This is a genomic window from Bacillus sp. FSL R5-0512 (assembly GCF_038593295.1).
Lineage (GTDB): Bacteria > Bacillota > Bacilli > Bacillales > Bacillaceae > Bacillus > Bacillus safensis.
This window is the reverse complement of the sequence record NZ_CP151982.1, coordinates 342,937-365,292: the sequence shown is the minus strand read 5'-3', so window position 1 is coordinate 365,292 and position 22,356 is coordinate 342,937. Positions and strand designations below refer to the sequence as shown.

Sequence of the window (22,356 nt, the reverse complement as noted above, 5' to 3'; positions counted from 1 at the left end):
CACCTATTTTCCTCCGCCTAATACTTCGTTCCATCGATTTGTCCAATTGCCAAGCTCAGAGGTCGCTGTTTCATAATCTACCCAAGTCAGCTTGCTGTAATAATTTTCTCCAACTTTCACTTTCCCCTTAATCTTGTCATTGTATTTCACATCAGAATTCGACATGCCATAATAAGATTTTTCCGAAAAAGCTTCCTGAGCTTCTTTTCCGCTCAAGTAGTTTAATAGTTTGTATGCCGCTTCTTCGTGCTGATTTCCCTTCGTTAAAGCCCAGCTCGCAACAGCTGCAACAGCGCCTTCTTTCGGATATGAGAAACCAATATCCATTCCTTCTTCTTCAAGTGCAAATACTCGCCCGTCCCAATATGGAACAGCCGCGACATCCCCACGTTCTAACAAAGTTTGAATCGATCCTGGGTTATCTGGAAAAGCAGCTACATGACCTTTTAACTGCGCGAGACTTTTAAATGCTTTATCAATATCCTTAGGATTTGATTCTGTCCCCCCTTGCGCATGAACAAGTGCAGAGAAAAATTGCAAACCGGCTGAATAAGTCGGAGATGAAATGGCTACCTTCCCTTTCAGCTGACTGCTCCATAGGTCAGTCCAGCTGTTTGGTTCCTGCTTGACGAGGTCTTTTCTATAAGCAATTCCAAGCTGTCCCATACTAAAACCTGCTGCATATTGTTTTCCATTCACAGTAAGCTTCTTTTGGACAGAACGGTAAAGTTTTTTGACGTTCGGCGCTTGATCTTCATCGATAGGCGCAAGAACGTTTGCTGCGATACCTCTTTGAATCGTATCGGGCTGTAAGATTAGTAAGTCATATGGTGGATTTTTTCCATTTGACGCTTTTAATTTTGTAAACCATTCAGAATCCGCCCCAGAGACGGTTTGCACTTTAATTCCTGTATCTTTTTCAAACTTTTCGAGGATTGGTTTGATATTCTTTTCCCAATCGCCTCCATATACGCCAACAATCACAGTCTGCTGCTGTTTGCCTTGATCCTTTCCATTTCCACCACAAGCGGCCAGCAGTACAACGATTGACAGGATGCCTGCAAAAATAGCAATTAATCTTCTATTCATGATTTATTTCCCCCTTTTTGTCCATTCAATTGACAAAGTGCTTGAGTAATATCTTCCTTTGTTAACGGCTCATTTCTATGACTGAAATGTTGATGAACTGCATGTTTATAGTGCGTACGTTCATTAGCCGGATAGGAACGAAGCTGAACGGCCAGCTCACTGCTGGCTTCGTCCGTCCATACTTTCTCATAAGCTGCTCTTTGTTCTCCGAAATCCCACACGTCAGTAGATGCAGAAACATCAACCTTTTCTCGCACCCTGCTCGTCTGCTCCTCATCAATCTTCCATTTATTTTGGTCTAAATACACTTTCACACCATATTGCTGCAGCGCTCTCTCTTCACTTAATAGACCTGCTTCCACTTCCTGAAGGACTTTTTCTTTCTTTCGGGCAAATGGATTCCCCCAGCCGCCTCCACTTGGTGAAATCAATTGAACGATATCGCCTTTTTCAAGTCGCAGAACATCTATTTTGGGCTGGTCTTGTTTCTCACCATTAGCCGTGATCAGCTTGACCTCACCAATCGATCCTGCTCGGCCGCCCATTAATCCCCAAGGCTGAAACTTCATCCGTTCCATTCCTCGTGCTGTCACCATTGATTCAGGCTTCATCATTTCAAATTCCAAACCAATTGCATGTCCGCCTCGATTTTCACCAGCTCCACCTGTATTCGGCAGAAGTTCATATCGGTGAACATGAATATCAATATGCTGTTCCAAACTCTCAATTGGGGTATTCTTCAAAAAGCCTGACGAATGATCAATACCGTCCACTCCATCAGTACCATTTTGAGCACCGCCGCCTCCGCCTAATGGTTCGACAACGGACATTTTCCTGCCACCCGTTTGATCATCAGGTACTGAGAGAACCACAATGGCAGATTGACCTGCACCTGCTGCCGGCACCGCTTCAGGTAACAGCTTACCAATGGCGCCTAGCACGACATTGTACAGCCTCATCGTAATCGAATGACGAATCCCGACAGAAGCCGGGTATTCTGGATGCACCAGCGTTCCTTTAGGAGAGATCACGTCAATTGGATACGTTATACCACCATTAATCGGTATAAAAGGATCCTTACTAATGATGTAATTAATCAATCCTTGATAAAGAAAGGAATGCTTCTGACCATTGGTAACGAGGTTAAAGGCTGTTTTCACTTGCGGGTCACACTCAGAAAAATCGAGCGTCAGCCGTTTCCCTTTAATCGTTAGCTTGATTTTCAACCGAATAGGGACGTCTGAGATCATATCATCATCTAAATAATCAGCAAATTCACTCGTTCCATCCGGTATAGCTTCAATGACCTTTCCAGCACGATCCTCGGCTTGCTTCAGCAAGTCTATCATTCCTTGTTTCACTTCGTATTTTCCAAATTTTTCAATCATTTCTTTTAACCGAATATCTGCTGTATTAACTGCTGCAATCATCGCATTAATATCACCATCATTTAGATGACTAGCGCGGCTGTTCGCTCTTAAAAAGGTACGTACGACCTGATTCTCTTTCCCGCCTTCATAAATTTTCACTGGCGGAATTCTTAATCCTTCTTGATGGACATCCGTTGCTGTCGGTGAAATACTCGAAGGCACAAGCCCAGCCACATCACTGACATGAACAAAAGACCAAGCATAGCTTACGATTTCACCATCTACAAAAATCGGCTTAATGATATGGACATCTGGAAGGTGAGTCGCCAAACCGTCTGTCGTATAAGGATCATTAGTGATGATAATGTCTCCTGGCTGCATCGGCCCGCTTTCTTCAATCGCTTTTTTTAGACTCAGCCCTAAAAAGATCGTCACACCTACTGTCTTCGGATAAACAAAGAAATCTCCAGATGGCGTGGCTAATGCTGTCGCAAAGTCAGCAGATTCTTTAACGAAGGTCGTAAATGACGTCCGTTCAATGACATGCCCCATACCTGATGCAATCGCATTAAAATAACTGCGCATCATCTCAAGCTTTGCTGGGTCAGTTCTCATGTAAAGCCGCCTCCTTTGAAATCACTAAGTTACCTGATAGATCAATGCTGCCTGCCCAGTTTGGCAAAATTAATGTTGTTGTATCATCCTGCTCAATAACGGCAGGCCCATTTACAATAGAACCTACTGACAGAGTATCCCGGTTATAAACCGATGCTTCGTATTCTTTTTCTTCAATAAAAATTCGTCTATATTCATATGGTTTCAAAGACTGTCCGCTGCTTTCATGAACAGGTGAAAAAGGCAGCGGAGGCGTCTCGCCTATGACTCGAACGCGTAAATGAGTAAATTCGATTTTTGCCTGATCATCCCTATGACCATATTGACGCTGATGCAATTTGTGAAAGGCTTCAATGAGTTGGTGTATATTTTGTTCCTGCTTTAGCCAATCAATCGATAATGGCAGTTCAATCTCAAATGCCTGTCCCTGATAACGTGCGTCTGCTAATAATAGAATGGATGTCTGATTGATATGCTGAATGTTTTGCTGGCTGACCCAATCAGTCGCTTTTCGCGACAGCTTCTCATAATCTTGTTTTAGTTGGTTGATCGAATAGTCTTGTAAGCATATTTTCTTCGACAGCACCGCATCATGAATAAAGTCAGCAGTCAGAGCACCTAACGCACATAATGTACCCGGACTTGGAGGAACAACCACATTTTTCGCATGAATTTCTCTCGCAAGGAAATTCGCCACAACCGGCCCTGCTCCGCCAAACGCCAGCAAACTAAAATCTCTAGGGTCAAACCCTTGCTGCTCCATCACATTGCTTAATTCTGTGTACATATTGGCTACGGCTACTTGAATGAGCTGGTCAGCCGCTTCTTCAACCGTTTTGTTGAGCTGATCAGCAATTGGCTGAAAAGCCTTTTTCGCCGCAGACAACTGTAATTGTAAATGTCCTCCGGCAAAACGTTCTTGATTGAGGTAACCGCATATGAGAAACGCATCAGTTAAAGCTGCTTTTTCTCCCTTTCCATACGAAGCTGGTCCCGGGTTTGAGCCAACTGATTCTGGCCCCGCTTTTAGAAGTCCGCCCTGATCAATCCATGCTACCGAACCTCCTCCTGCTCCTATTGAATACATCGCAACAGATGGAAGAATAATTGGGAAGCCTGAAAGCTGATTCGATTGCGCCATTGTAGGCTGTCCATTTTGAATAATCGAGATATCTGCACTCGTCCCCCCAACATCAAAAGTGATCAGGTTGGGTTCAATAGATGATGCTGCAATTCTAGCCGCACCGATGACACCGGCTGCCGGACCAGAAAAGAGAGTCTTCACAGGCGAGGTTGCCGCACTTTCTGCATCCATTAAACCACCATTTGATTGTGTAATGTATGGAGAAATTGGTACACCTTCTTCCTTCAAACGACTTTTCAGTGTTTGCAAATACTGTTTCACCTTTGGTTGAATGTACAAATTAACAACAGACATCACTGTACGCTCGTATTCCCTCATTTGAGGCCATAATTCAGATGAGGTAAGGACTTCTAACTGTGGATAATGATGATTGATATAGGCTTTTGCCTGTAATTCATGAACTGGATTTTGATAACTATGTAAAAAAGAAATGACGATACCTGCTAGCTTTTTAGATATAGCATGCTGGACTGCATCATCTAACTGCTGCAGATGGAGAGGTTTTTTGATCGTACCATCGTGTAACAACCTTTCAGAGATTGGATATACATGCTTCCGTGGTATCAATGGTTCTGGCAAACGAGAATTGAAGTCATAAGGAATGGGTAGTCGTAAACGTTGAAGTGACAATATATCTTGAAATCCTTCTGTCACAAAAAGGGCTAAATCTGCTCCTTTTCGCTGCAATAATGTATTAAGACCAATTGTCATTCCGTGAACGAGGTATTGAATGTTGGATAGATCAACACCTCTTTTTTTTAGAAGATTTAACCCATTGATAATTCCTTGGGCTGGGTCATCAGTCACTGTGGGTGTCTTGAGTTCAGTCAGCTCCCCTGTTGCTTCATTTATCAACGATAAATCAGTAAATGTTCCGCCTATGTCTATTCCGAGCCGGTATGAGACATCCGCCATTTGTACTTCCCTCCTACAATGTAATTAGAATCATATTTTGATAAATTACGACATTTTTTGATATTTGACTCCATATTATTAAAGCAGATCGGTCTAGTCAATTTTATTTTTTTGAAATTTCTGTGTGTTAAATTCTTGAAATTAGCTCAAAAAGCAGTGATAAAGCCATTTTGAATGAGCATATTCGTTTTATGATCTACAAAATTAAAATTTTTATGAATTTCTACAAAAATGAAAAGCATGAAATCTTGTAAAATCTGTTTTTTGAATTTTAAAAGGCGTTTTTTCAAAACCAGGGGAAATTGGTAAGTAATTCTGCTATACTTCTGTTTACAAAATACGCAAACAAGAAAGAGAGCCAGCACCTATGAAACTTCTTAAAATGATTCTCTTGCTTTTATTGATTGTTATTGGTGTAACAACAGGCTATATCCAGCTGGAGCAAGGGAAACAAGAGACAGCGAATTCATCTTATGACAAAACGATTCATTTTCCATCAGACCGCTATCCCGAAACAGCCAAGCACATAGAAGAAGCCATTGATGAAGGTCATTCGTCCATTTGTACAATTGACCGTAAACATAGTGATGAGCAGAGGGATCGATCATTACATGGCGTTCCAACAAAGCGCGGGTATGATCGTGACGAATGGCCAATGGCGATGTGCAAAGAAGGAGGCACAGGAGCTTCTGTCAAATATGTACGCCCTTCTGATAATAGAGGCGCAGGCTCGTGGGTAAGTCATCAATTATCGGATGATCCAGACGGCACAAGAATCCAATTTATCATCGATTAGCAGCCTTTCCCTTTTCTATATTAAAAAAATTTTCACATGACTGCATGCAGGTATTTTAAACACTTTTTTCATGCCGATAATCCTTAAGGAGGGATACCCTACCTTATACCTAAAGGAGTTAAAAAGCATGAAGAAAAAGGGAAAACTGAGGCTCGGTGCCAAAATTTTGCTGATCTTTTTAAGTGTCCTCATCATCTTTTCCGCAGTTGTTGGTTATGTGGTGAATCGCGAGATGACAGAAAACATCAAGCAAATGGCAACTGAAAAAGCAAAAGGTGATTTAAAACTAGGCTACGCCTACCTGAATGAAAAAGTAGAAGGCTCGTGGCAGATTAAAGAGGATAAGCTATTCAAAGGAAATACGCAAATCAATGATCATGACACATTAGTTGACCAATTAGCCGAATATACCGGTGATACCATCACGATTTTTCAAGGAAATACCCGCGTTGCTACGAATGTCATGTTAAACGGGAAACGAGCTGTAGGTACAGAAGTCTCTCCTGAAGTGAAGACCACTGTTTTAGATAAAGGAGAAAACTATTACGGCACAGCAAATGTTGCCGGGAAAGACTATCAAACGGCTTATATGCCGATCAAAAATGAAGCAGGCGAAACAATTGGTATTTTTTATACTGGCGCCAACCAAAGCATGATTTCACAAATGCTTCAGTCATTCTATATACAATTTGTCATCGTCCTTTTGTTAAGTCTGATCGTTTCGGTCATCATTATTTCTATTTTCACTAAGCGGATTCAGGCACGTCTCAAGCATATGGCTTCTGCCATTAAGAGTGCAGGCGAAGGTGATTTAACCATCAATGTGACGGATACTGCTGGTGATGAATTGTCTGATCTGGCTGGCCATTTCAATAAGATGCGTGAAAAACTAAATCAAACCATTCTAAATGTCATGAACACGTCTGAATTAGTGGCCACATCCTCTGAGCAGCTGTCAGCTAGCGCAGAAGAAACGAGTGCAGCATCAGAAAAAATCACCTACACGATTCAAGAAGTGGCACAATCTTCAGAAGAACAGTCCGCTCAAATGACAGCTAGTGAGCACAAAATGATTCAAGTATCAAACGAGCTGGCAAACATCACTGAAAATGCAGGACAAATGGCTTCAAGAAGTCACTCCGCACAAGAAGTGGCCCAAAAAGGTGTACACAATATCGGTGAAGTTCATTCACAAATGACGTCTATTGCCAAATCAATTGAAGAAAATGGTACAGCGATTCAAGCATTGGAAACACGTTCAGCTGAAATCGATCATATTTCCAAAGTCATTACAGATATCGCCAGCCAGACAAACCTGCTAGCTCTTAATGCAGCAATTGAAGCAGCACGGGCAGGTGAGCACGGAAAAGGATTTGCTGTTGTCGCAGACGAAGTGAGAAAGCTCGCAGAAGAATCTCAAGCATCATCAAACATGATTTCCCATCTCATTTCTGAAATACAAAAAGAGATGACTCATTCAACGAATGCCATCAAACGAGTAAGAGAGGAAGCGGCTCAAGGGGCTGTCCTTATCTCTCATACAGAGGAATCATTTCATGATATCCAGCAGTCGATGAGAGAAATGGCGAATGGCATTAAACATTTATCAAGTGCATCACAAAAAATCGCAGCTTATACAAACGATGCGAAACAGTCTTTTGCGTCTATTACAGAAGGCGTGAAACGAACGAGTGAACATTCACAGCAAGTAGCCGGTTTAACAGAAGAGCAATTTGCTGCAATGGAAGAAGTAACAGCTTCATCAGAAGCGCTTGCCCATTTAGCAGGAGATTTAAAAGCAATGGTCTCGCAATTTCACATCTAGACCCCACACCAAATAGCGCAAGACGGCGACAATCGTCTTGCTGCCTAACTTTCTCCTCAAGAATCACTCTTTCAACCATTCACGTTCCAACAAAAATTCTTAAATAAAGGAGTTTTTTATATGAATCACTTAAATCAAGCCTATTCCCTATCTATCTCCTACCACCAAATCACGGTATACACCGGAAGCGAAACACCACCTGTCATTGATTGGACAGATGAGGACATTCTTCAAGGATTTGCAACTGGAGATCAAGGAGTTTCCTTTGAAGGAATCAATAATGGAAAGGCGTCTATTATTGTGACATTAAATAGCGATGAGCCCCAAGTCTCGGTTGATAGAGCTATAACAGTTCCCTTTACGCTTACAAATGATCAAGTTTATATCACAAGCGTCATGGCCAGAGTGCTGTCTTTCTCCATTCCAAAAGGAGACTATCAGCTTACCTGCTACACCTCACAGCAGCCTGATCAAGACGTTTATTATGTAAATTTCCAAACAGTGTAGATTACGACTGATCGTATAGATCAAGCCACTTTTCCGCATAGTCTACCGATTCTCTCATGGGCAGTAAATATGAACTGGCAAGTCCAACTTGATTGTGCTGATGGATGCCTCCTGATTGCAGAAAATCACGGCCAATCTGTTCAAATAGTTCTTCTCTTGTGATGATATCTTGGTACTCTTTCCATACCCTCCATCCATTCTCTAAAATAGGGGCTCCTCTTGTCATGAGGTCCTGCTGAGGAATTCGGTATTCAGCTAGATGAAAAGCTGTCATGCTCTCAAATGATGCACCAAGCAGCAGCACTTGAGCATGAAGATCATACATGCGGCCAAGAGGCGAATGCTCTCCTAATCCAAAGGAAAGCGCATGGTGTTTCAGAATTTCATGTTTTCTTTTCCCCCAGGCTGTGAATGAAAAATTGGGATGATTGCTTCTCGCCACACCTGGGTATTTCCAAAATGTTTCTGCCACCTTTCCCATTGCTGATGGCGTCGTGTAAGCTGGGTCAAATGCAGGCATTGTTTCTTTGATCGATTTCCACCATGAGTAAGGAACAGGCGGATCGATCCAATCGGCGGGATCAGAAAGCTCTAACGTTTGTGCCGGCATAATCAGTGTCCCCTCTTCTGTTAAGGTTTCCATCAATGCTTGTATGACGGCTACAGCGCCTCCGTTTACCCAGCCGATTGATGATAAAGATGAGTGAACACATAAAATCATGCCCTTTTTCACACCAAGTTGAACCAAGTCTGCTTTGATTCTTTCCTTTGTCATCGGCTCAGCTTGATTTTCGATTAATTTTTGCATCGTTCCTTTTCCTCCTGCGTCTCTTCTATTACTGATGAATGAGACGTTTAACCGCAATAGACAGTTTGTAATTTGCGTAATTCGTCAGCTCCGTTAAAAACTGATCAAGTTCATCATGACTGGAGAAATGTCCTTCAGCCATATAACAGCCTTCACCACTTATTTTGTACAAATTCTTGATTTCTTCCCTTTTATAAAGAAACGACAGAAGTGGTTCATGATGATGATTACGGGTATACAGCTGCAAAAAGGTTTGAATCGTCTTTTGTGTCTGCCAATCAATTGAAATGGTATATGCTTCAATCACGCCTTCTTCTTCTAGCTTTAACACCCGATTTGCAACAGCTTGGCCGGTTAAATGAACTTTTTCACCTAGAGCTTTCATCGTTAATCGGCTGTTCTTTGATAGTTCTTTTAAAATATTCATATCTGTTTGGTCTAGCATTGGCTCACCTCTTTCAAAAATCAAGCCCTTCCGATGAAAGACTTTCATGATCCTCTGTCACATAGAACTCTTTTAATATACTGTAAACTTAATGAGAAAAAAAGGAGGCCTTTTTATGAAAATTACACTCATTCGCAATGCTACTTTATACCTTCACTATGGTCATTCAACTTTTTTAATCGATCCCTTTTTAGCAGCAAAAGGAACATATCCACCGTTCCCTCATACAGCCAATCAACATTTGAACAATCCTATTGTGGAGCTTCCTGTAAATATAGATTTAGACAGTCTGTTACACCCAGATGCTGTCTTACTCACTCATTTACATTTGGACCACTTTGACGACGAGGCCAAAAGAAAATTAGCTCAAGATGGGCCAATTTATACTCAATCGGAGAAGGATCGAAAAGAAGTTGAAGAAGCTGGATTTCAGCATGTCACATGCATTGAAGATGAAATGGACATTTGCGGCGTTCATATTAAACGTACAGGCGGACAGCATGGGACGGGAGAAACGGCGAAGCGGATGGGTCAGGTGAGCGGTTTTGTTTTCTCTCACCCTGATGAACCTACCCTTTATATTGCAGGTGATACCGTTTGGTGTGATGAACCGAAAGAGGTTGTGAATACATGCAAGCCAGACGTCATTGTGGTCAATAGCGGGGCTGCTCAATTTTTAGAAGGCGATCCGATTACAATGACCAAGGAAGAGATTCTAGACGTTCACCGTTCTCAGCCAAAAGCTCAAATTGTCGTCTGTCATCTTGAAGCTGTGAATCATTGCTTGTTAACAAGAGCTGCTTTAGAGGCTTACATTCAAGAGCATCATGCAGATCAAGCCATTTCTGTCCCTCAAGATGGGGAAAGTCTCACCTTCTGATCAACAATAAAAAACCGGCACTTCGCTGCCGGTTTCATCATTATCATGGGCGATGGTGCTGTGGTTTTTTCAGCAATGGAACAAATCCGTTCTTTTTCAAATGAGTGTAATGCTCATCCATTCGTTTCGTGATGTGCGTGCCTTGTTCCTTTGTTAACACGCCGTACTGTACATATTTCTCAATGACTTCTTTTCGCTTAGAAAGAATTTGCTGCTCAAGGATTTCAATTTGTTTTTGTTGTTCTGCTGTTAATTTCACTTGATGTGTCACCGGGCGCTTTTCCATTTGAGGTGTTTCTCCATGAGCCGTTTCTATATGAAAACCAAATAACAGCATCATCGACAAGATGATCAAACTACTTATTTTTTTCATCATTGTTGTTCCCTCCTTTATTCGCCTTTATTTTGCGCTCACTTTCCTTTTTTATACATTATATCAACACGCAAATTGCTTATAATATTCTTACTTTTTCACTTTTCTTCTGAAAACGTTGTCCTTACAGAAAAAGCGTGCTATGTTTTGTTTTGTATAAAAAATAGAGGAGGATTCTTAAATGAGTCGTTTTTATCATAAAAAACCTATATGGATCATGCTTGTTGTATCTGCTTTCATCCTTATCATGTCTGCTTGCAGTCAATCAGGCTCATCTCAATCCGGGGACACAAAGTGGGATGAGATTAAAAAGAAAGGGAAAATCGTGGTTGCAACTTCAGGCACCCTTTATCCAACTTCTTATCATGATACTTCTAATGGCAAGGATCAATTAACTGGCTATGAAGTAGAAGTCGTCAAAGAAGCGTTTAAACGTCTTGATGTGAAAGTGGAATTTAAAGAAATGGGCTATGATGGGATGCTGAGCGCCATTAATTCTGGTCAAGTGGATGCTGCTGCAAATGATATCGACATCACAGATGACAGAAAAGACAAGTTTGCCTTTTCTACCCCTTATAAATATTCCTACGGAACGGCTATCGTACGGAAAAATGATTTATCTGGCATTAAAACTTTAAAAGATTTAAAAGGAAAGAAAGCAGCAGGGGCTGCCACAACGATTTACATGGATGTCGCTCGTAAGTACGGTGCAAAGGAAGTCATTTATGATAATGCGACAAACGAGCAATACTTAAAGGATGTTGCAAACGGCCGTACTGATGTCATTCTAAATGATTATTACTTGCAGACACTGGCTCTTGCTGCATTTCCTAAATTAAATATTACGATTCACCCTGACTTGAAGTACATGCCGAATGAACAAGGTTTTGTTATGAAGAAGGACAACAAAGAGCTTCAAAAAGAATTGAATCGTGTATTAGGCGACATGAAAAAAGACGGAACAATGAAAAAGATTTCTGAGAAATTCTTTAATCATGCAGACGTCTCTAAGAAAATTGATGCTGATGTCGAAGATGTCAACATTTCCAAATAAGGAGCCGCAATCGTGGGAGATATTCATTTAGAATATATATTTAATCCTGCACTGGCAAAGGCGTCATTTCCATTTGTTATGAAAGGCATCTGGCTGACGCTGCTCATTTCCTTTGTGAGCATGTTTTTTGGTACCATTCTTGGCTTTTTTATCGCTCTTGCCAGAATGGCGAATTCTTGGATTCTTCGGCTGCCTGCACGGCTGTATATCTCATTCATGCGAGGCGTGCCCATTCTAGTGATTTTGTTTATTCTCTATTTTGGGTTCCCCTATATCGGCATTGAATTCACAGCGGTCACTGCTGCCATTATTGGGTTCAGCTTTAATAGTGCTGCCTATATTGCAGAAATTAACCGGGCAGCCCTCTCCTCTGTTCCAAGTGGACAGGTGGAAGCCGCTAAATCATTAGGTCTCAGCTATTGGCAAACGATGCGTGGTGTCATTTTGCCTCAATCCGTCCGCATCGCCCTGCCGCCATTGACCAATGTCATGCTCGATTTGATCAAAGCTTCCTCACTGGCAGCAATGATTACTGTACCAGAGCTCTTCCAGCAAGCAAAAATTGTAGGCGGACGAGAATTCGATTATATGACCATGTATATTTTGGTCGCACTCATTTACTGGGGTATTTGCAGTGTCGTCTCATTGCTTCAGGACTTTTTAGAAAAACGCTATGCGAAATATCTGTAGCAAAAAAAGAGCAGATCCATGAGATCTGCTCTTTTTTCTTTTTAATGAATGAGCCATAACCATACATATAACCCGAGTAAAGTGAGAATCAAGGTTGGAATGGTCAGGATGATTCCGGCTTTCATGTACGCTCCCCAAGAGATATGGACGCCTTTTTTCTTTAAGACATGAAGCCACAGCAATGTCGCCAATGAGCCAATTGGGGTCATTTTCGGTCCAAGGTTGGAGCCGATGACATTGGCATAAATCAGTCCGTCTCTCATGACACCTGCTGTATCTGTATGTCCAATCGCAATCGCATCAATTAAAACGGTCGGCAGATTGTTCATCACAGAGGACAGCACTGCGGCAAGCACGCCCATAAACATCGTTCCTGCAAGCAAGCCATGTGAAGCCCCTTGCTGGATCCATGCCGCCAATATTTCTGTAAGACCGACATTTTTCAGTCCATATACGACGACATACATGCCGATCGAGAAAAACACAATGGACCACGGCGCTTCTTTGATCACTCGCTTTGTCGCCACTTGCGGACTTCTTCTCGCCAGCCACAAGAAAGCAAGGGCAATTCCGCCTACGATGATGGACACTGGAATACCGATCAGCTCCCCCGCAAAATAACCAACAAGCAGACAGCCGAGCACATACCAAGACAAACGGAACATACGGATATCTCGAATAGCTGATGCCGGTTCCTTTGCCTGTGACAGATCGTAGGTTTTTGGGATAAGCTTTCGGTAAAATACATACAGAACCAGCATGCTCGCTCCAAGCGACACAAGGTTTGGCACGAACATATTCGCTGTATATTCTAGAAAACCAATATGAAAATAGTCGGCTGATACGATATTGACCAGGTTACTAATGACAAATGGCAAAGAAGTTGTATCTGCAATAAAGCCGCTTGCCATCACAAAAGGAAGCACCATGCGCTCATCCAGCTTCAACGCTCTCACCACAGATAAAACGATTGGGGTCAAAATCAGTGCCGCTCCATCGTTGGCAAAAAAAGCAGCCACAACAGCGCCTAGCAATGTTAAATAAATAAACATGCGGACACCGTTGCCTCTTGCGGCTTTTGCCATATGCAGTGCAGCCCATTCAAAAAAGCCGATCTCATCTAAAATTAACGATATGATAATAATGCCAATAAAGGCAAATGTGGCGTTCCATACAATTTGCGTGACTTCCCACACATCGCCCAGATGAACGACGCCAAAGGCAAGTGCAAGAATGGCGCCTCCACACGCTGACCATCCTATGGTGACACGTCCTGGCTGCCAAATGACAAGGACGAGGGTCATGATGAAAATCAAAATGGCTAAGGTGACTGATCCCAAAGGTGGCCCCCCTTTCACTTTTCTCATAAAATCTTTATCTATCATACAACGAAATGCAGCCGTTGTATGCCATTTTCGCATTTCACATGAAAATCCGCAGGTGATCCCGTGCACCTGCGGATTCCATCATCATTATTGATCTTTTTTCATCAGCATCAATTCAATAAATAACTCACACCGCTGGCTAAAATGACTTAAGTCGATCGAGGTCATGTCAAAAATTTGTTTCATTCGATAGTTTAATGTATTTTGATGAATAAACAACTGCTCCGCTGCTGGCTTTAGCTTGCAGTTATTCAATAAGTAGACTTCCAGCGTTTTTAAAAACGAGGTTTGACTCTCGCGGTCTTTTTCCTTCAAGCGTAACAAATCTGGATTGAAGTCGTTTTTCTTTTTTTGATGGCTGTAAATGGAATCTAAAAACCGGAAGACCCCCAGATTCTCGTAATCATATGGAATCAGTTCTTGTCCTCCGACAATTTTTACTGCCTTGACGACCTCTATCGCTTCAAATCGGCTTGTACTCATTTTCATGACATCACGATACTCTCTTCCCATCCCAATATACAAAGGGGAAGGATGTGCATGCGTTTTTGATTGCAGATGTGCGATGACATCAGCCGCAGTCGCTTTCGGTGAGTGCCGGTCTGACAGGCTGCCTAATATGACGACGATATCTGCTTGAACCGAATAGACGTGATTCACCTTATCCTCTAGCTGCAAATACGTTCGAATGACATCCTTCACATCTTCTGCCGTCTCACTTTTGTTATCGGCAGCGTGCACGACCATGACGGTAAATACGGCTGGCAGAGGAATGCTTAAGTTCTCAGCCTCCCATTTCAGCTCTTCTTCTGTATAAAAATGATCATCCATGACCTTTTTGAAAAACTCTTCAATCTTGCCTTCCTTTTTCTCAAGCTGTTTCTTATTCTTATAAATCACTTTTCCAACCTGAAAGGAAGCTTCGTGTAAAAATTGCAGCTCCTCCTGAGAGAGGGAGTCCTCAATGTCCTGCACCCAAATAAAGCCTACTACCTCTTGTTTATGCTTGGCGCTCACAGCCACCCGCCGATTAAATCCGAGCTCGTCATGGCCGCTCACATAAAAAGGCTTTGACTCCTTGTGAAGCCGCTCAATTACCCCTGTTTTCTTTAACCAATCGACCACAGACCCCGGACATTCCTTGGAGAAAATCGTTTGCTGATTGACTGGGTCAAACTGCTGAATGCTGTAAGAATTATAAGCAAGGAGCTGACACTCTGTGCTTTCTAAAATGACTGGTTTTTTTAAATATCCGCTAATAAATGCAATTAATTTATCGACATCAAAAAATGTATGAAGCTTTTCTAATATCTCTTCCATCCCGATTGCTCCCTGATTAAGTAATACATTTATCATACTTCTTTCCAGTCAGATTTGTATAGAAACAAGTCGCAAGCAGGCAAAAAAAGCATGAACCCGTCAGTGCAGGTTCATGCTTTTTCCATATTAAAACATTTCACTAATCGTTTTTGCCTGCATGTGCAGAGCTAGGTAATCTGGACCGCCTGCTTTTGAATCCGTTCCTGACATTTTGAAGCCGCCGAATGGGTGGTAACCAACGATGGCACCTGTGCAGTTACGGTTAAAGTAAAGGTTCCCTACATGGAACTCCTGCTTCGCACGGTTGATGTGATCACGATTATTCGTAATGACAGCACCTGTTAAACCGTATTCTGTGTTGTTGGCTACCTCAAGTGCCTCATCAAAGCTAGAGACTTTCGAGAAAGCCAAGACTGGTCCAAAGATTTCTTCTTGCATTAAACGGGAAGTTGGCTCAAGATCTGCAAAAATGGTCGGGTGGATAAAGTATCCTTCCGAATCATCACTTGTTCCGCCAGTGACTAAGCGGCCTTCCTGTTTGCCAACCTCGATATAATCCGTGATCTTGTCAAAGGACGCTTGATCAATGACAGGTCCCATGTAAACATCCGCAGAAAGTGGATTGGCTGTTGTTTTCGTTTCTGTGATTTCCTTCACTCGCTCAACCACTTGGTCATACAGCTTCTCATGGACGACAGCCCGAGATCCAGCTGAACATTTCTGACCTGAAAACCCGAAGGCTGATGTGAAAATGGCATTAGCTGCTAATTCAACATCTGCATCCTCATCGACAACCACTGTATCCTTACCGCCCATTTCAGCAATGACACGTTTTAAATGCTGCTGACCTGGCTGCACTTTTGCCGCGCGTTCAAAGATACGTGTCCCTACTTCTCTTGATCCAGTGAATGTAATCAGGCTTGTTTTCGGATGATCTACTAAGTAATCCCCGACCTCTGCTCCGCTTCCTGGTACAAAGTTGACAACACCCTTTGGAAGACCGGCTTGCTCAAGCTCCTCCACAAAACGGGCTGCAATGACAGGCGTCGCACTCGCTGGTTTTAAAACAACTGTATTCCCAGTGACGATTGGGGCTACTGTTGTTCCTGCCATGATCGCAAACAAGAAGTTCCACGGCGGAATCACGAGCGTCACGCCAGTTGGTGTGTATACATATTGATTGCGTTCGCCTTCGCGGCTGTTCACTGGTTTGCCTTTCGCCAGCTCCAGCATTTGACGGGCATAATATTCTAGGAAGTCAATCGCTTCTGCTGTATCTGCATCCGCTTCATTCCAAGGCTTACCTGCTTCTTTGACAAGAAGGGCTGAATACTCATGCTTTTTACGGCGAATGCTTGCCGCAGCTCTGAATAATACGCCTGCTCTTTCTTCTGGAGACGTGTAGCGCCATGTTTCGAATGCTTTCGCTGCTGCTTGAACCGCTTGTTCTGCCTCTTCCTTGCCCGCCTTCGATACGGTTCCAACCACTTCATCCTTTTTCGCTGGATTGATCGAAACAATCTTGTCTTTCGTTTCAATTCTTTCTCCATTAATCACGAGCGGATAGGTTTGACCAAGTGATTCTGTTACTTTAGCTAATGCTTGTTCAAACGCTTTGCGGTTTTCTTCCTGGCTAAAATCCGTGAATGGTTCATGTTTGTAAGGTGTTGTCATTTTTGTCACGCTCCCGTTTCAAATTATTTTCTCGTCATCCCTTTTAGAGCAAAGGCAATGTTTGCCGGCCGTTCTGCAAGACGTCTCATGTAGTAGCCATACCACTCTCGTCCATACGGAGTATAGACCCTCATTTGATAGCCTTCTTTCACAAGTGCCTGCTGCGTTTCTGATCTCATGCCGTACAGCATTTGAAATTCGAACTGACTTGTCTGTATATTGTGTTTTTTCACAATATTTTTCGTGAACTCAATCATTCGATCGTCATGTGTCGCAATGGCTGTATAGTTTCCTGAGAGCAATTGCTTTTCGATCAGCTTTTGATAATTCTGATCGACGTCTTTTTTGTTTGGATACGCCACTTCGGCAGATTCCTTATAGGCACCCTTTACAAGTCTTAAAAATGGCTTCAGCTCATTTAGGTCATCAAGATCCTTTTCTGTTCTGTACAAATACGCCTGCAAGACCGTACTGACATACTCATATTGAGATTTCATCTCTTTAAAAATGTCCAGCGTTTTTTGACAGCGCTGTTCATCCTCCATATCGATTGTCACCATGATACGGTGCTTCTCTGCCGTATCTAAAATACGTTTCATATTGCGATACACAAGGTCATCGTCAATATCCAGGCCAAGTGATGTCATTTTGAGTGACACGTGGGAATTGAGTCCCGCCTCTGCAATCCGCTGAATGGTTTGAATACACTCAGTCGTCCGTTCATTGGCAATCTCTGCCTTTGTGACAAACTCACCAAGGTGATCAACTGTCACAGCCATTCCTTGGTCATTTAATCGCTTGATAACAGGGATGGCACTCTCAAAGTCCTTCCCTCCGATGATTTTCTTAGATGCAACAGCACTTCCCCAATTACGAGCAATATGGTTCAAGAGACTGCTCTTTGACAAAAACAAGAAGAAATTTCTTGTGACCGACTCCATAAAGGGCACCTCCCACTCTTTGTAAGCTATGTCTTTATTGTAAAGCTCATAAGCTGTCCGCTACAATATTTGAAGATGACAAAAATTCTGACTTTTTTTGTGGTTTTATCACAATAAGAGATAAAAAAGAGCCTGCCGCGATCCGGCTGACTCTTCCCTGCTTACGCCCACACCTCATCAAGGGTAGACTGCAGCAGCTCATTTAATTCTTGCATCAGGTTGTCTTTCGGCTGATTGTAGCTTTTCACCAATTCATCAAATCGCGCGATCTCTTTGTCGATAAATGGATGGACATAAGCGAGGCGGTTCTCTACATCCATTTCTTCGCCGTCCATTTTACGTTTGAGCAGCTCATGGATTTCCGCTAAAAGCGGACCTTCCTCCACAAGTTCCTCGAGCAGTTCATGAAAGTCCATCGGCGGAACCGTCCGGTAGCGTTCAATCCACTGGCAGGCAAGCAGTGGACGAAGTACATAAAAATACTTCTTGATTCGCACCTGCTCTCCTCGTAAATGCCGGCTTTCATTCCGCTTCGCCATATTGAGGTAATGATACATCAATGCTGCAGGATAAAACGCTCGATCCTTTAATTCTCTTAGCTGCTTTGCCAAAGAGAAGGATTCAGCATAGATGATGTCAGAAGACAGCCATTCCATGATGGACGGATTCGATTTATTGAATAAGCGAAGTGCCTTTCTAAGCTCCCAGCCGCTTATATCAAGCATGTCATCAATCGGGCGTTCAATGACATCTCGGTGCTCTTCCATCGCCCAATACCATTCTTTTCGAGGAACATATAAAAAACGAACATCATAATCACTATCAGTCGAGGGGAATCCCCATGCTCTGCTGCCTGATTCGACCGCGAGGCAAATCTTTACATCATACGTTTCTTCAATGATTTTCAGCTCTTCCTTGATTCTCTCTCTCATCATCCATCAACTCTTTCTATAGAATCCTGCATGACTTCTTCACGTTTTGGGAAAATACGAATAAGACATATATGAAAAAGGAGTTGGATCTCATGTCTATATCTCGCATCATGAAATGGATCACCGGGATTTTTGAAGCCTGTCTTGCCATCCCTGTCATTGGAGGACTATTTGTGATCAGCAATGGCTATACACCGCTCATGGTCATGCTTATTCTGCATATTATCACACTCGTCTTATCGAAGCGAGACCAAGGACCAGTGATTGGAAGCATCATTGGGATTATCACATCGTGCCTTGCCTGGATTCCGATACTTGGATTCATTCTGCATATCATCACAGCTCTTGCCCTTATTATCACAGCATTAGTGCCTGATGAAAAAACGAGACAGAATACGAGTTATTAAAAAAGAGGCCCTCCTAGAGCGGCCTCTTTGTTCTTTTATTTGAGTAAATGCTTTTGTAAGAAGGAGAGCTTCTCTGTTTGAAAAGCCGGGATAAACTCGTGTCCAAAATAGCGATATACTTTCAGGTCTTTATCTGTTTCTAAATGGTTGTATGCCGCAAACACAGTAGATGGCGGGGTTATTTTGTCAATCAGACCGATCGCCATCAATGTTGGCTGTTTCACCCATCCAGCTAAATTGATTAAATCAAAATAACTTAATGTCTCAAATGCCTTTTCCTCCACTTCCGGGTCACTATTTCTCCGAAAGTACGAATTGATTTCTAAATAAGGCTGCTCCAATGCCGCATCCACTGCACGCTCGAAGTTTGATAAGTAAGGATAATCTGCCACGACGACCTTCGGAATGTTTGAAAGGGCTGCAGCTGCAACCGCTAATGCGCCTCCTTGGCTCCCACCAATCACGCCGATCCGGTGTTCATCCACTTCCGGGAAAGACTGAATGACTTCGAGTGCACGAACCGCATCTAAATAAACACCGCGATAATAGTAGGTCTCCTTTGATATAATGCCTTTTGTCATCCACCCCAAAGCGTGACCGCCTGGTGTCACTGCCTGATCTTCACTGCCGCCTTGACCGCGGACGAGCATACCAAATGTGGCATAGCCGTGGAGCGCCCAGTTGACGATGTCGTGAATGCCGCCGTCATAGCTGGCATTATAGCCATGAAAACGAACGAGCGCTGGATGCGGGCCAGTTTGATCAGGTACAGCATAAAAGCCTTCAATTTTAGAATGTCCAAAGCTTTGATACGTCAGGCGGTACACCTTGACGCCTTTCACTGGATAGTCATAAGGTTCAAGTGTTGGCTTTGCCTCCACTTGGTGCAGTTCTTCGAGTGATTTCTTCCAAAAATCTGAGAAATCAGGGCGTGCTGTTTTCTTTGGTTTATATTTTTTTAGCTCTTCAAGTGGTAAATCGTACAATTGCATATCCGAGTATCCCCCTTTGTTTTATTCATTATATGTATCATAACACCGATTTCTTGAGTGAGAAAGCCATTTAACAAAACCTTCTGACATTTCTATTGGCAAAGATGATGGAAACCTTTATGATAAAGAAACTGGCCTTGAAGACTAAAATAAACCATTACATACATTCATGATTTTCACATGACATATAGCAAATAAAGGAGGAACTCGTATGAAAATCGCCCTTGTCCAAATGGACGTACAAATTGGAGAACCAGAAGTGAATTTTAAAAAAGCAGCAGCGTTTTTAGAAGAAGCGGTTCGCGAGCAGCCTGATTTGATCATTTTACCCGAAATGTGGAATACCGGCTACGCCCTTGAACAAGCCGATCAGCTTGCGGATGTAAACGGTGAACGCACAAAACAGCTCTTCTCCTCCTTTGCCCGCAAGCATCAAGTGTATCTCATCGCAGGCAGTGTATTAAATAAGCGGACAGAAGATGAAAATATCACCAACACGATGTATGTCTTTAACCGCCAAGGGGAGCTTTTGTTAGATTATGATAAAATTCATTTATTCCGCTTAATGGATGAGCATAACTATTTAACCGCTGGTGATCAGCTTGGTTTATTTGACTATGGTGAAGATGTGACGATTGGTGCAATGATTTGCTATGACCTCCGTTTCCCGCAGCTTTCCAGAACACTTGTGAACAAAGGAGCGAAGGTGCTCGTCAATACGGCGCAATGGCCGTCAGCAAGAGTGGACCATTGGCGCAGCCTGCTCATCGCAAGAGCGATTGAAAACCAGTCATTTATGATTGCTGTTAACAGAACAGGCACAAGCAGAGACACGGAATTCCCTGGACACTCTATGGTAATTGATCCACTCGGCCGCATCCTGCTTGAAACAAGCGATAACGAAGATATTTATTATGCGGAAATTGATCTTCAGCTAGTGGATGAAGTCAGACAGCAAATTCCGGTTATGACGGATCAGCGTCTGGACTTATATTAAAAAGCAGGGTACTCCCCTGCTTTCAGCGTGTAGACAAACCCTCGCATTCGGTGTGAGGTCTGCGCTCCGGTGCTCACGAATGTCAAATTCGCTCCGCTCCGGTGCTCGCCCTTCCTAGACTTCAAAGGTTTTCTATCACGCTGAAAAGAAGATAAAGGGCTAAAATCAAGATCATTTTAGCCCTTTGTCACCAATCTTAAAGCAGGGTGCTCCCCTGCTTTTTGCGTTTAATTAAACGTTTGTTTAAGCCTTCCCTTGATTCTGATAAAGGTCCATGAAGGCTTGAGCGGCTTTCGTTAAATACCTTTCTTCCACATATGCAAACACAAGTGTGCGGGTTGGGCATGAATCAATGTGTAAATAAATGACCCCGTTCCTATCCTCTTGTGCCACCATTTTCGGCACAACGGTCACACCTAGTTCGTTTTTGACCAATGCCTGTGCTGTTTGAATATGACTTGTTTCAAAAGCCGCTTTTGGCTGAAAACCGTGATGACGGCACAGCTCCATGACCACTTGCCGAAAACCGTATCCCTCTTTCAGCATAATAAATGGGGTACCTTCAAGAAGTTGAAAGGGAACGATTTCGTGACCGGACTCTTTTTGCCCTGCTTGCTTGATAATCTCGTTCAATTCCTCTGATAACCATGGCTGAGCAGCTTGCGGAACTGCAAGAAGGAGCGGCTCTGTCAGCATTTGTTTCGTTTTCAATGATTCATGCTCGACAGGCATAGATAAAACAGCCAAATCCAGTTTTCCAGCCAATAGACGTTTTTCGATCTCACGAGGAGACTCTTCTATCAGTTGAACGTGAACATGAGGATACGTTTGACAAAAAGTTTTTAATAAACCGGGCAAGACATAGCCCCCAGTCACTGCTGGCGCTCCAATGTTCAGCTCTTTCCCGATTTCATAAGCTGCCTCTCCCATTTCACGCAGCAAATCATCTCTTTCCTTCAAAATATTCTCAGCCCTTTTAATGAATCGTCTCCCTTGAGGTGTGGGCGTTACTTGTCCATACTTTCGAATAAATAGCGGTGTGTCTAATTCCTCTTCCAGCTTCTTCATTTGCTGGCTTAAAGAAGGCTGTGCAATATGAAGTTGATCCGCTGCTTTTGTAAAGCTTTGCTGCCGGTACACTTCCATGACATATTCCATCATTCGTATATCCACTTTCATCACCTCATAGGTTTTAAC

21 protein-coding genes are annotated in these 22,356 nt (G+C 42.8%); 8 read left to right on the top strand and 13 right to left on the bottom strand.

The window, feature by feature from the left end:
• Nucleotides 1-3 precede the first annotated feature (3 nt).
• From NSQ25_RS01935 to NSQ25_RS01925, 3 genes are read right to left on the bottom strand one after another with little or no spacing between them, the layout of a single operon-like run.
• Nucleotides 4-1,089, bottom strand: coding sequence for an ABC transporter substrate-binding protein (locus tag NSQ25_RS01935; RefSeq protein ID WP_070326677.1), 1,086 nt, complete (start codon nt 1,087-1,089; stop codon nt 4-6).
• Complete coding sequence (locus tag NSQ25_RS01930; RefSeq protein WP_326136072.1) at nt 1,086-3,074, bottom strand: hydantoinase B/oxoprolinase family protein; 1,989 nt, start codon at nt 3,072-3,074, stop codon at nt 1,086-1,088. Before NSQ25_RS01930 ends, NSQ25_RS01935 begins: the two co-directional genes overlap by 4 nt.
• Complete coding sequence (locus NSQ25_RS01925; RefSeq protein ID WP_326136073.1) at nt 3,064-5,133, bottom strand: hydantoinase/oxoprolinase family protein; 2,070 nt, start codon at nt 5,131-5,133, stop codon at nt 3,064-3,066. Before NSQ25_RS01925 ends, NSQ25_RS01930 begins: the two co-directional genes overlap by 11 nt.
• A gap of 367 nt (nt 5,134-5,500) precedes the next feature.
• Between NSQ25_RS01925 and NSQ25_RS01920 the strand changes: the two genes are divergently transcribed.
• The 3 genes from NSQ25_RS01920 to NSQ25_RS01910 all read left to right on the top strand — a co-directional run bounded on the left by NSQ25_RS01920 (nt 5,501) and on the right by NSQ25_RS01910 (nt 8,261).
• The gene (locus NSQ25_RS01920) at nt 5,501-5,929 is read left to right on the top strand and encodes a NucA/NucB deoxyribonuclease domain-containing protein (protein ID WP_326136074.1); all 429 of its coding nucleotides are present in this window, start codon (nt 5,501-5,503) and stop codon (nt 5,927-5,929) included.
• 127 nt (nt 5,930-6,056) lie between these two features.
• Nucleotides 6,057-7,754, top strand: a complete 1,698-nt coding sequence (locus NSQ25_RS01915; protein ID WP_046313811.1) for a methyl-accepting chemotaxis protein — start codon at nt 6,057-6,059, stop codon at nt 7,752-7,754.
• Between the two features lie 120 nt (nt 7,755-7,874).
• A complete protein-coding gene (locus NSQ25_RS01910) occupies nt 7,875-8,261 on the top strand; it encodes a competence protein ComJ (protein ID WP_034283302.1) in 387 nt (128 codons plus the stop codon).
• A 1-nt stretch (nt 8,262) separates the two neighbouring features.
• Here NSQ25_RS01910 and NSQ25_RS01905 read toward each other — a convergent pair whose 3' ends face one another.
• A complete protein-coding gene (locus NSQ25_RS01905) occupies nt 8,263-9,069 on the bottom strand; it encodes an AAC(3) family N-acetyltransferase (RefSeq protein WP_034283301.1) in 807 nt (268 codons plus the stop codon).
• A gap of 28 nt (nt 9,070-9,097) precedes the next feature.
• Nucleotides 9,098-9,514 carry an Lrp/AsnC family transcriptional regulator gene (locus NSQ25_RS01900; RefSeq protein ID WP_180951418.1) on the bottom strand — a complete coding sequence of 139 codons (417 nt, stop codon included), beginning with the start codon at nt 9,512-9,514 and terminating at the stop codon, nt 9,098-9,100.
• Nucleotides 9,515-9,629: 115 nt separating this feature from the next.
• On the opposite strand from NSQ25_RS01900, the gene NSQ25_RS01895 reads away from it, so the two are divergent.
• Nucleotides 9,630-10,394, top strand: coding sequence for an MBL fold metallo-hydrolase (locus NSQ25_RS01895; protein ID WP_326136075.1), 765 nt, complete (start codon nt 9,630-9,632; stop codon nt 10,392-10,394).
• A 43-nt stretch (nt 10,395-10,437) separates the two neighbouring features.
• Here the strand turns inward: NSQ25_RS01895 and NSQ25_RS01890 are convergent, their stop codons facing one another.
• Nucleotides 10,438-10,767 (bottom strand): YckD family protein, encoded by a 330-nt coding sequence (locus NSQ25_RS01890; RefSeq protein WP_024424311.1) that lies wholly within the window; start codon nt 10,765-10,767, stop codon nt 10,438-10,440.
• A 181-nt stretch (nt 10,768-10,948) separates the two neighbouring features.
• On the opposite strand from NSQ25_RS01890, the gene NSQ25_RS01885 reads away from it, so the two are divergent.
• Together NSQ25_RS01885 and NSQ25_RS01880 are read left to right on the top strand one after the other, a co-directional pair.
• Complete coding sequence (locus NSQ25_RS01885) at nt 10,949-11,821, top strand: transporter substrate-binding domain-containing protein (RefSeq protein ID WP_326136076.1); 873 nt, start codon at nt 10,949-10,951, stop codon at nt 11,819-11,821.
• 12 nt (nt 11,822-11,833) lie between these two features.
• Nucleotides 11,834-12,511 carry an amino acid ABC transporter permease gene (locus NSQ25_RS01880; protein WP_034283291.1) on the top strand — a complete coding sequence of 226 codons (678 nt, stop codon included), beginning with the start codon at nt 11,834-11,836 and terminating at the stop codon, nt 12,509-12,511.
• 41 nt (nt 12,512-12,552) lie between these two features.
• On the opposite strand, the gene NSQ25_RS01875 is transcribed toward NSQ25_RS01880, so the two are convergent.
• The 5 genes from NSQ25_RS01875 to NSQ25_RS01855 all read right to left on the bottom strand — a co-directional run bounded on the left by NSQ25_RS01875 (nt 12,553) and on the right by NSQ25_RS01855 (nt 18,763).
• The gene (locus tag NSQ25_RS01875; protein WP_034283290.1) at nt 12,553-13,851 is read right to left on the bottom strand and encodes an arsenic transporter; all 1,299 of its coding nucleotides are present in this window, start codon (nt 13,849-13,851) and stop codon (nt 12,553-12,555) included.
• Nucleotides 13,852-13,983: 132 nt separating this feature from the next.
• Nucleotides 13,984-15,216, bottom strand: a complete 1,233-nt coding sequence (locus NSQ25_RS01870) for a helix-turn-helix domain-containing protein (protein ID WP_034283288.1) — start codon at nt 15,214-15,216, stop codon at nt 13,984-13,986.
• Between the two features lie 126 nt (nt 15,217-15,342).
• On the bottom strand, nt 15,343-16,890 hold the full coding sequence (pruA, locus tag NSQ25_RS01865; RefSeq protein ID WP_024424316.1) for an L-glutamate gamma-semialdehyde dehydrogenase: 1,548 nt from the start codon (nt 16,888-16,890) through the stop codon (nt 15,343-15,345).
• A 23-nt stretch (nt 16,891-16,913) separates the two neighbouring features.
• On the bottom strand, nt 16,914-17,831 hold the full coding sequence (locus NSQ25_RS01860; RefSeq protein WP_041116595.1) for a proline dehydrogenase: 918 nt from the start codon (nt 17,829-17,831) through the stop codon (nt 16,914-16,916).
• A 161-nt stretch (nt 17,832-17,992) separates the two neighbouring features.
• Nucleotides 17,993-18,763, bottom strand: coding sequence for a nucleotidyltransferase domain-containing protein (locus tag NSQ25_RS01855; RefSeq protein WP_041116835.1), 771 nt, complete (start codon nt 18,761-18,763; stop codon nt 17,993-17,995).
• Nucleotides 18,764-18,855: 92 nt separating this feature from the next.
• On the opposite strand from NSQ25_RS01855, the gene NSQ25_RS01850 reads away from it, so the two are divergent.
• Nucleotides 18,856-19,170 (top strand): hypothetical protein, encoded by a 315-nt coding sequence (locus tag NSQ25_RS01850; RefSeq protein WP_034283282.1) that lies wholly within the window; start codon nt 18,856-18,858, stop codon nt 19,168-19,170.
• 35 nt (nt 19,171-19,205) lie between these two features.
• Here the strand turns inward: NSQ25_RS01850 and NSQ25_RS01845 are convergent, their stop codons facing one another.
• Nucleotides 19,206-20,162: an acetylxylan esterase gene (locus NSQ25_RS01845; RefSeq protein WP_326136077.1), complete on the bottom strand. Its 957-nt coding sequence runs from the start codon at nt 20,160-20,162 to the stop codon at nt 19,206-19,208.
• Nucleotides 20,163-20,373: 211 nt separating this feature from the next.
• On the opposite strand from NSQ25_RS01845, the gene NSQ25_RS01840 reads away from it, so the two are divergent.
• Nucleotides 20,374-21,159: a carbon-nitrogen family hydrolase gene (locus NSQ25_RS01840; protein ID WP_326136078.1), complete on the top strand. Its 786-nt coding sequence runs from the start codon at nt 20,374-20,376 to the stop codon at nt 21,157-21,159.
• 243 nt (nt 21,160-21,402) lie between these two features.
• On the opposite strand, the gene NSQ25_RS01835 is transcribed toward NSQ25_RS01840, so the two are convergent.
• Nucleotides 21,403-22,320: a LysR substrate-binding domain-containing protein gene (locus NSQ25_RS01835; RefSeq protein ID WP_081123959.1), complete on the bottom strand. Its 918-nt coding sequence runs from the start codon at nt 22,318-22,320 to the stop codon at nt 21,403-21,405.
• Between the last annotated feature and the right edge of the window lie 36 nt (nt 22,321-22,356).

Coding starts and splice junctions, on each gene's coding strand:
- NSQ25_RS01895 (WP_326136075.1), top strand. CDS start 9,630: ATGAAAATTACACTCATTCGCAATGCTACTTTATACCTTCACTATGGT.
- NSQ25_RS01855 (WP_041116835.1), bottom strand. CDS start 18,763: ATGAGAGAGAGAATCAAGGAAGAGCTGAAAATCATTGAAGAAACGTAT.
- NSQ25_RS01900 (WP_180951418.1), bottom strand. CDS start 9,514: ATGCTAGACCAAACAGATATGAATATTTTAAAAGAACTATCAAAGAAC.
- NSQ25_RS01885 (WP_326136076.1), top strand. CDS start 10,949: ATGAGTCGTTTTTATCATAAAAAACCTATATGGATCATGCTTGTTGTA.
- NSQ25_RS01870 (WP_034283288.1), bottom strand. CDS start 15,216: ATGGAAGAGATATTAGAAAAGCTTCATACATTTTTTGATGTCGATAAA.
- NSQ25_RS01935 (WP_070326677.1), bottom strand. CDS start 1,089: ATGAATAGAAGATTAATTGCTATTTTTGCAGGCATCCTGTCAATCGTT.
- NSQ25_RS01920 (WP_326136074.1), top strand. CDS start 5,501: ATGAAACTTCTTAAAATGATTCTCTTGCTTTTATTGATTGTTATTGGT.
- NSQ25_RS01840 (WP_326136078.1), top strand. CDS start 20,374: ATGAAAATCGCCCTTGTCCAAATGGACGTACAAATTGGAGAACCAGAA.
- NSQ25_RS01845 (WP_326136077.1), bottom strand. CDS start 20,162: ATGCAATTGTACGATTTACCACTTGAAGAGCTAAAAAAATATAAACCA.
- NSQ25_RS01905 (WP_034283301.1), bottom strand. CDS start 9,069: ATGCAAAAATTAATCGAAAATCAAGCTGAGCCGATGACAAAGGAAAGA.
- NSQ25_RS01915 (WP_046313811.1), top strand. CDS start 6,057: ATGAAGAAAAAGGGAAAACTGAGGCTCGGTGCCAAAATTTTGCTGATC.
- NSQ25_RS01930 (WP_326136072.1), bottom strand. CDS start 3,074: ATGAGAACTGACCCAGCAAAGCTTGAGATGATGCGCAGTTATTTTAAT.
- NSQ25_RS01850 (WP_034283282.1), top strand. CDS start 18,856: ATGTCTATATCTCGCATCATGAAATGGATCACCGGGATTTTTGAAGCC.
- NSQ25_RS01925 (WP_326136073.1), bottom strand. CDS start 5,133: ATGGCGGATGTCTCATACCGGCTCGGAATAGACATAGGCGGAACATTT.
- NSQ25_RS01835 (WP_081123959.1), bottom strand. CDS start 22,320: ATGATGGAATATGTCATGGAAGTGTACCGGCAGCAAAGCTTTACAAAA.
- NSQ25_RS01860 (WP_041116595.1), bottom strand. CDS start 17,831: ATGGAGTCGGTCACAAGAAATTTCTTCTTGTTTTTGTCAAAGAGCAGT.
- NSQ25_RS01890 (WP_024424311.1), bottom strand. CDS start 10,767: ATGAAAAAAATAAGTAGTTTGATCATCTTGTCGATGATGCTGTTATTT.
- NSQ25_RS01910 (WP_034283302.1), top strand. CDS start 7,875: ATGAATCACTTAAATCAAGCCTATTCCCTATCTATCTCCTACCACCAA.
- pruA (WP_024424316.1), bottom strand. CDS start 16,890: ATGACAACACCTTACAAACATGAACCATTCACGGATTTTAGCCAGGAA.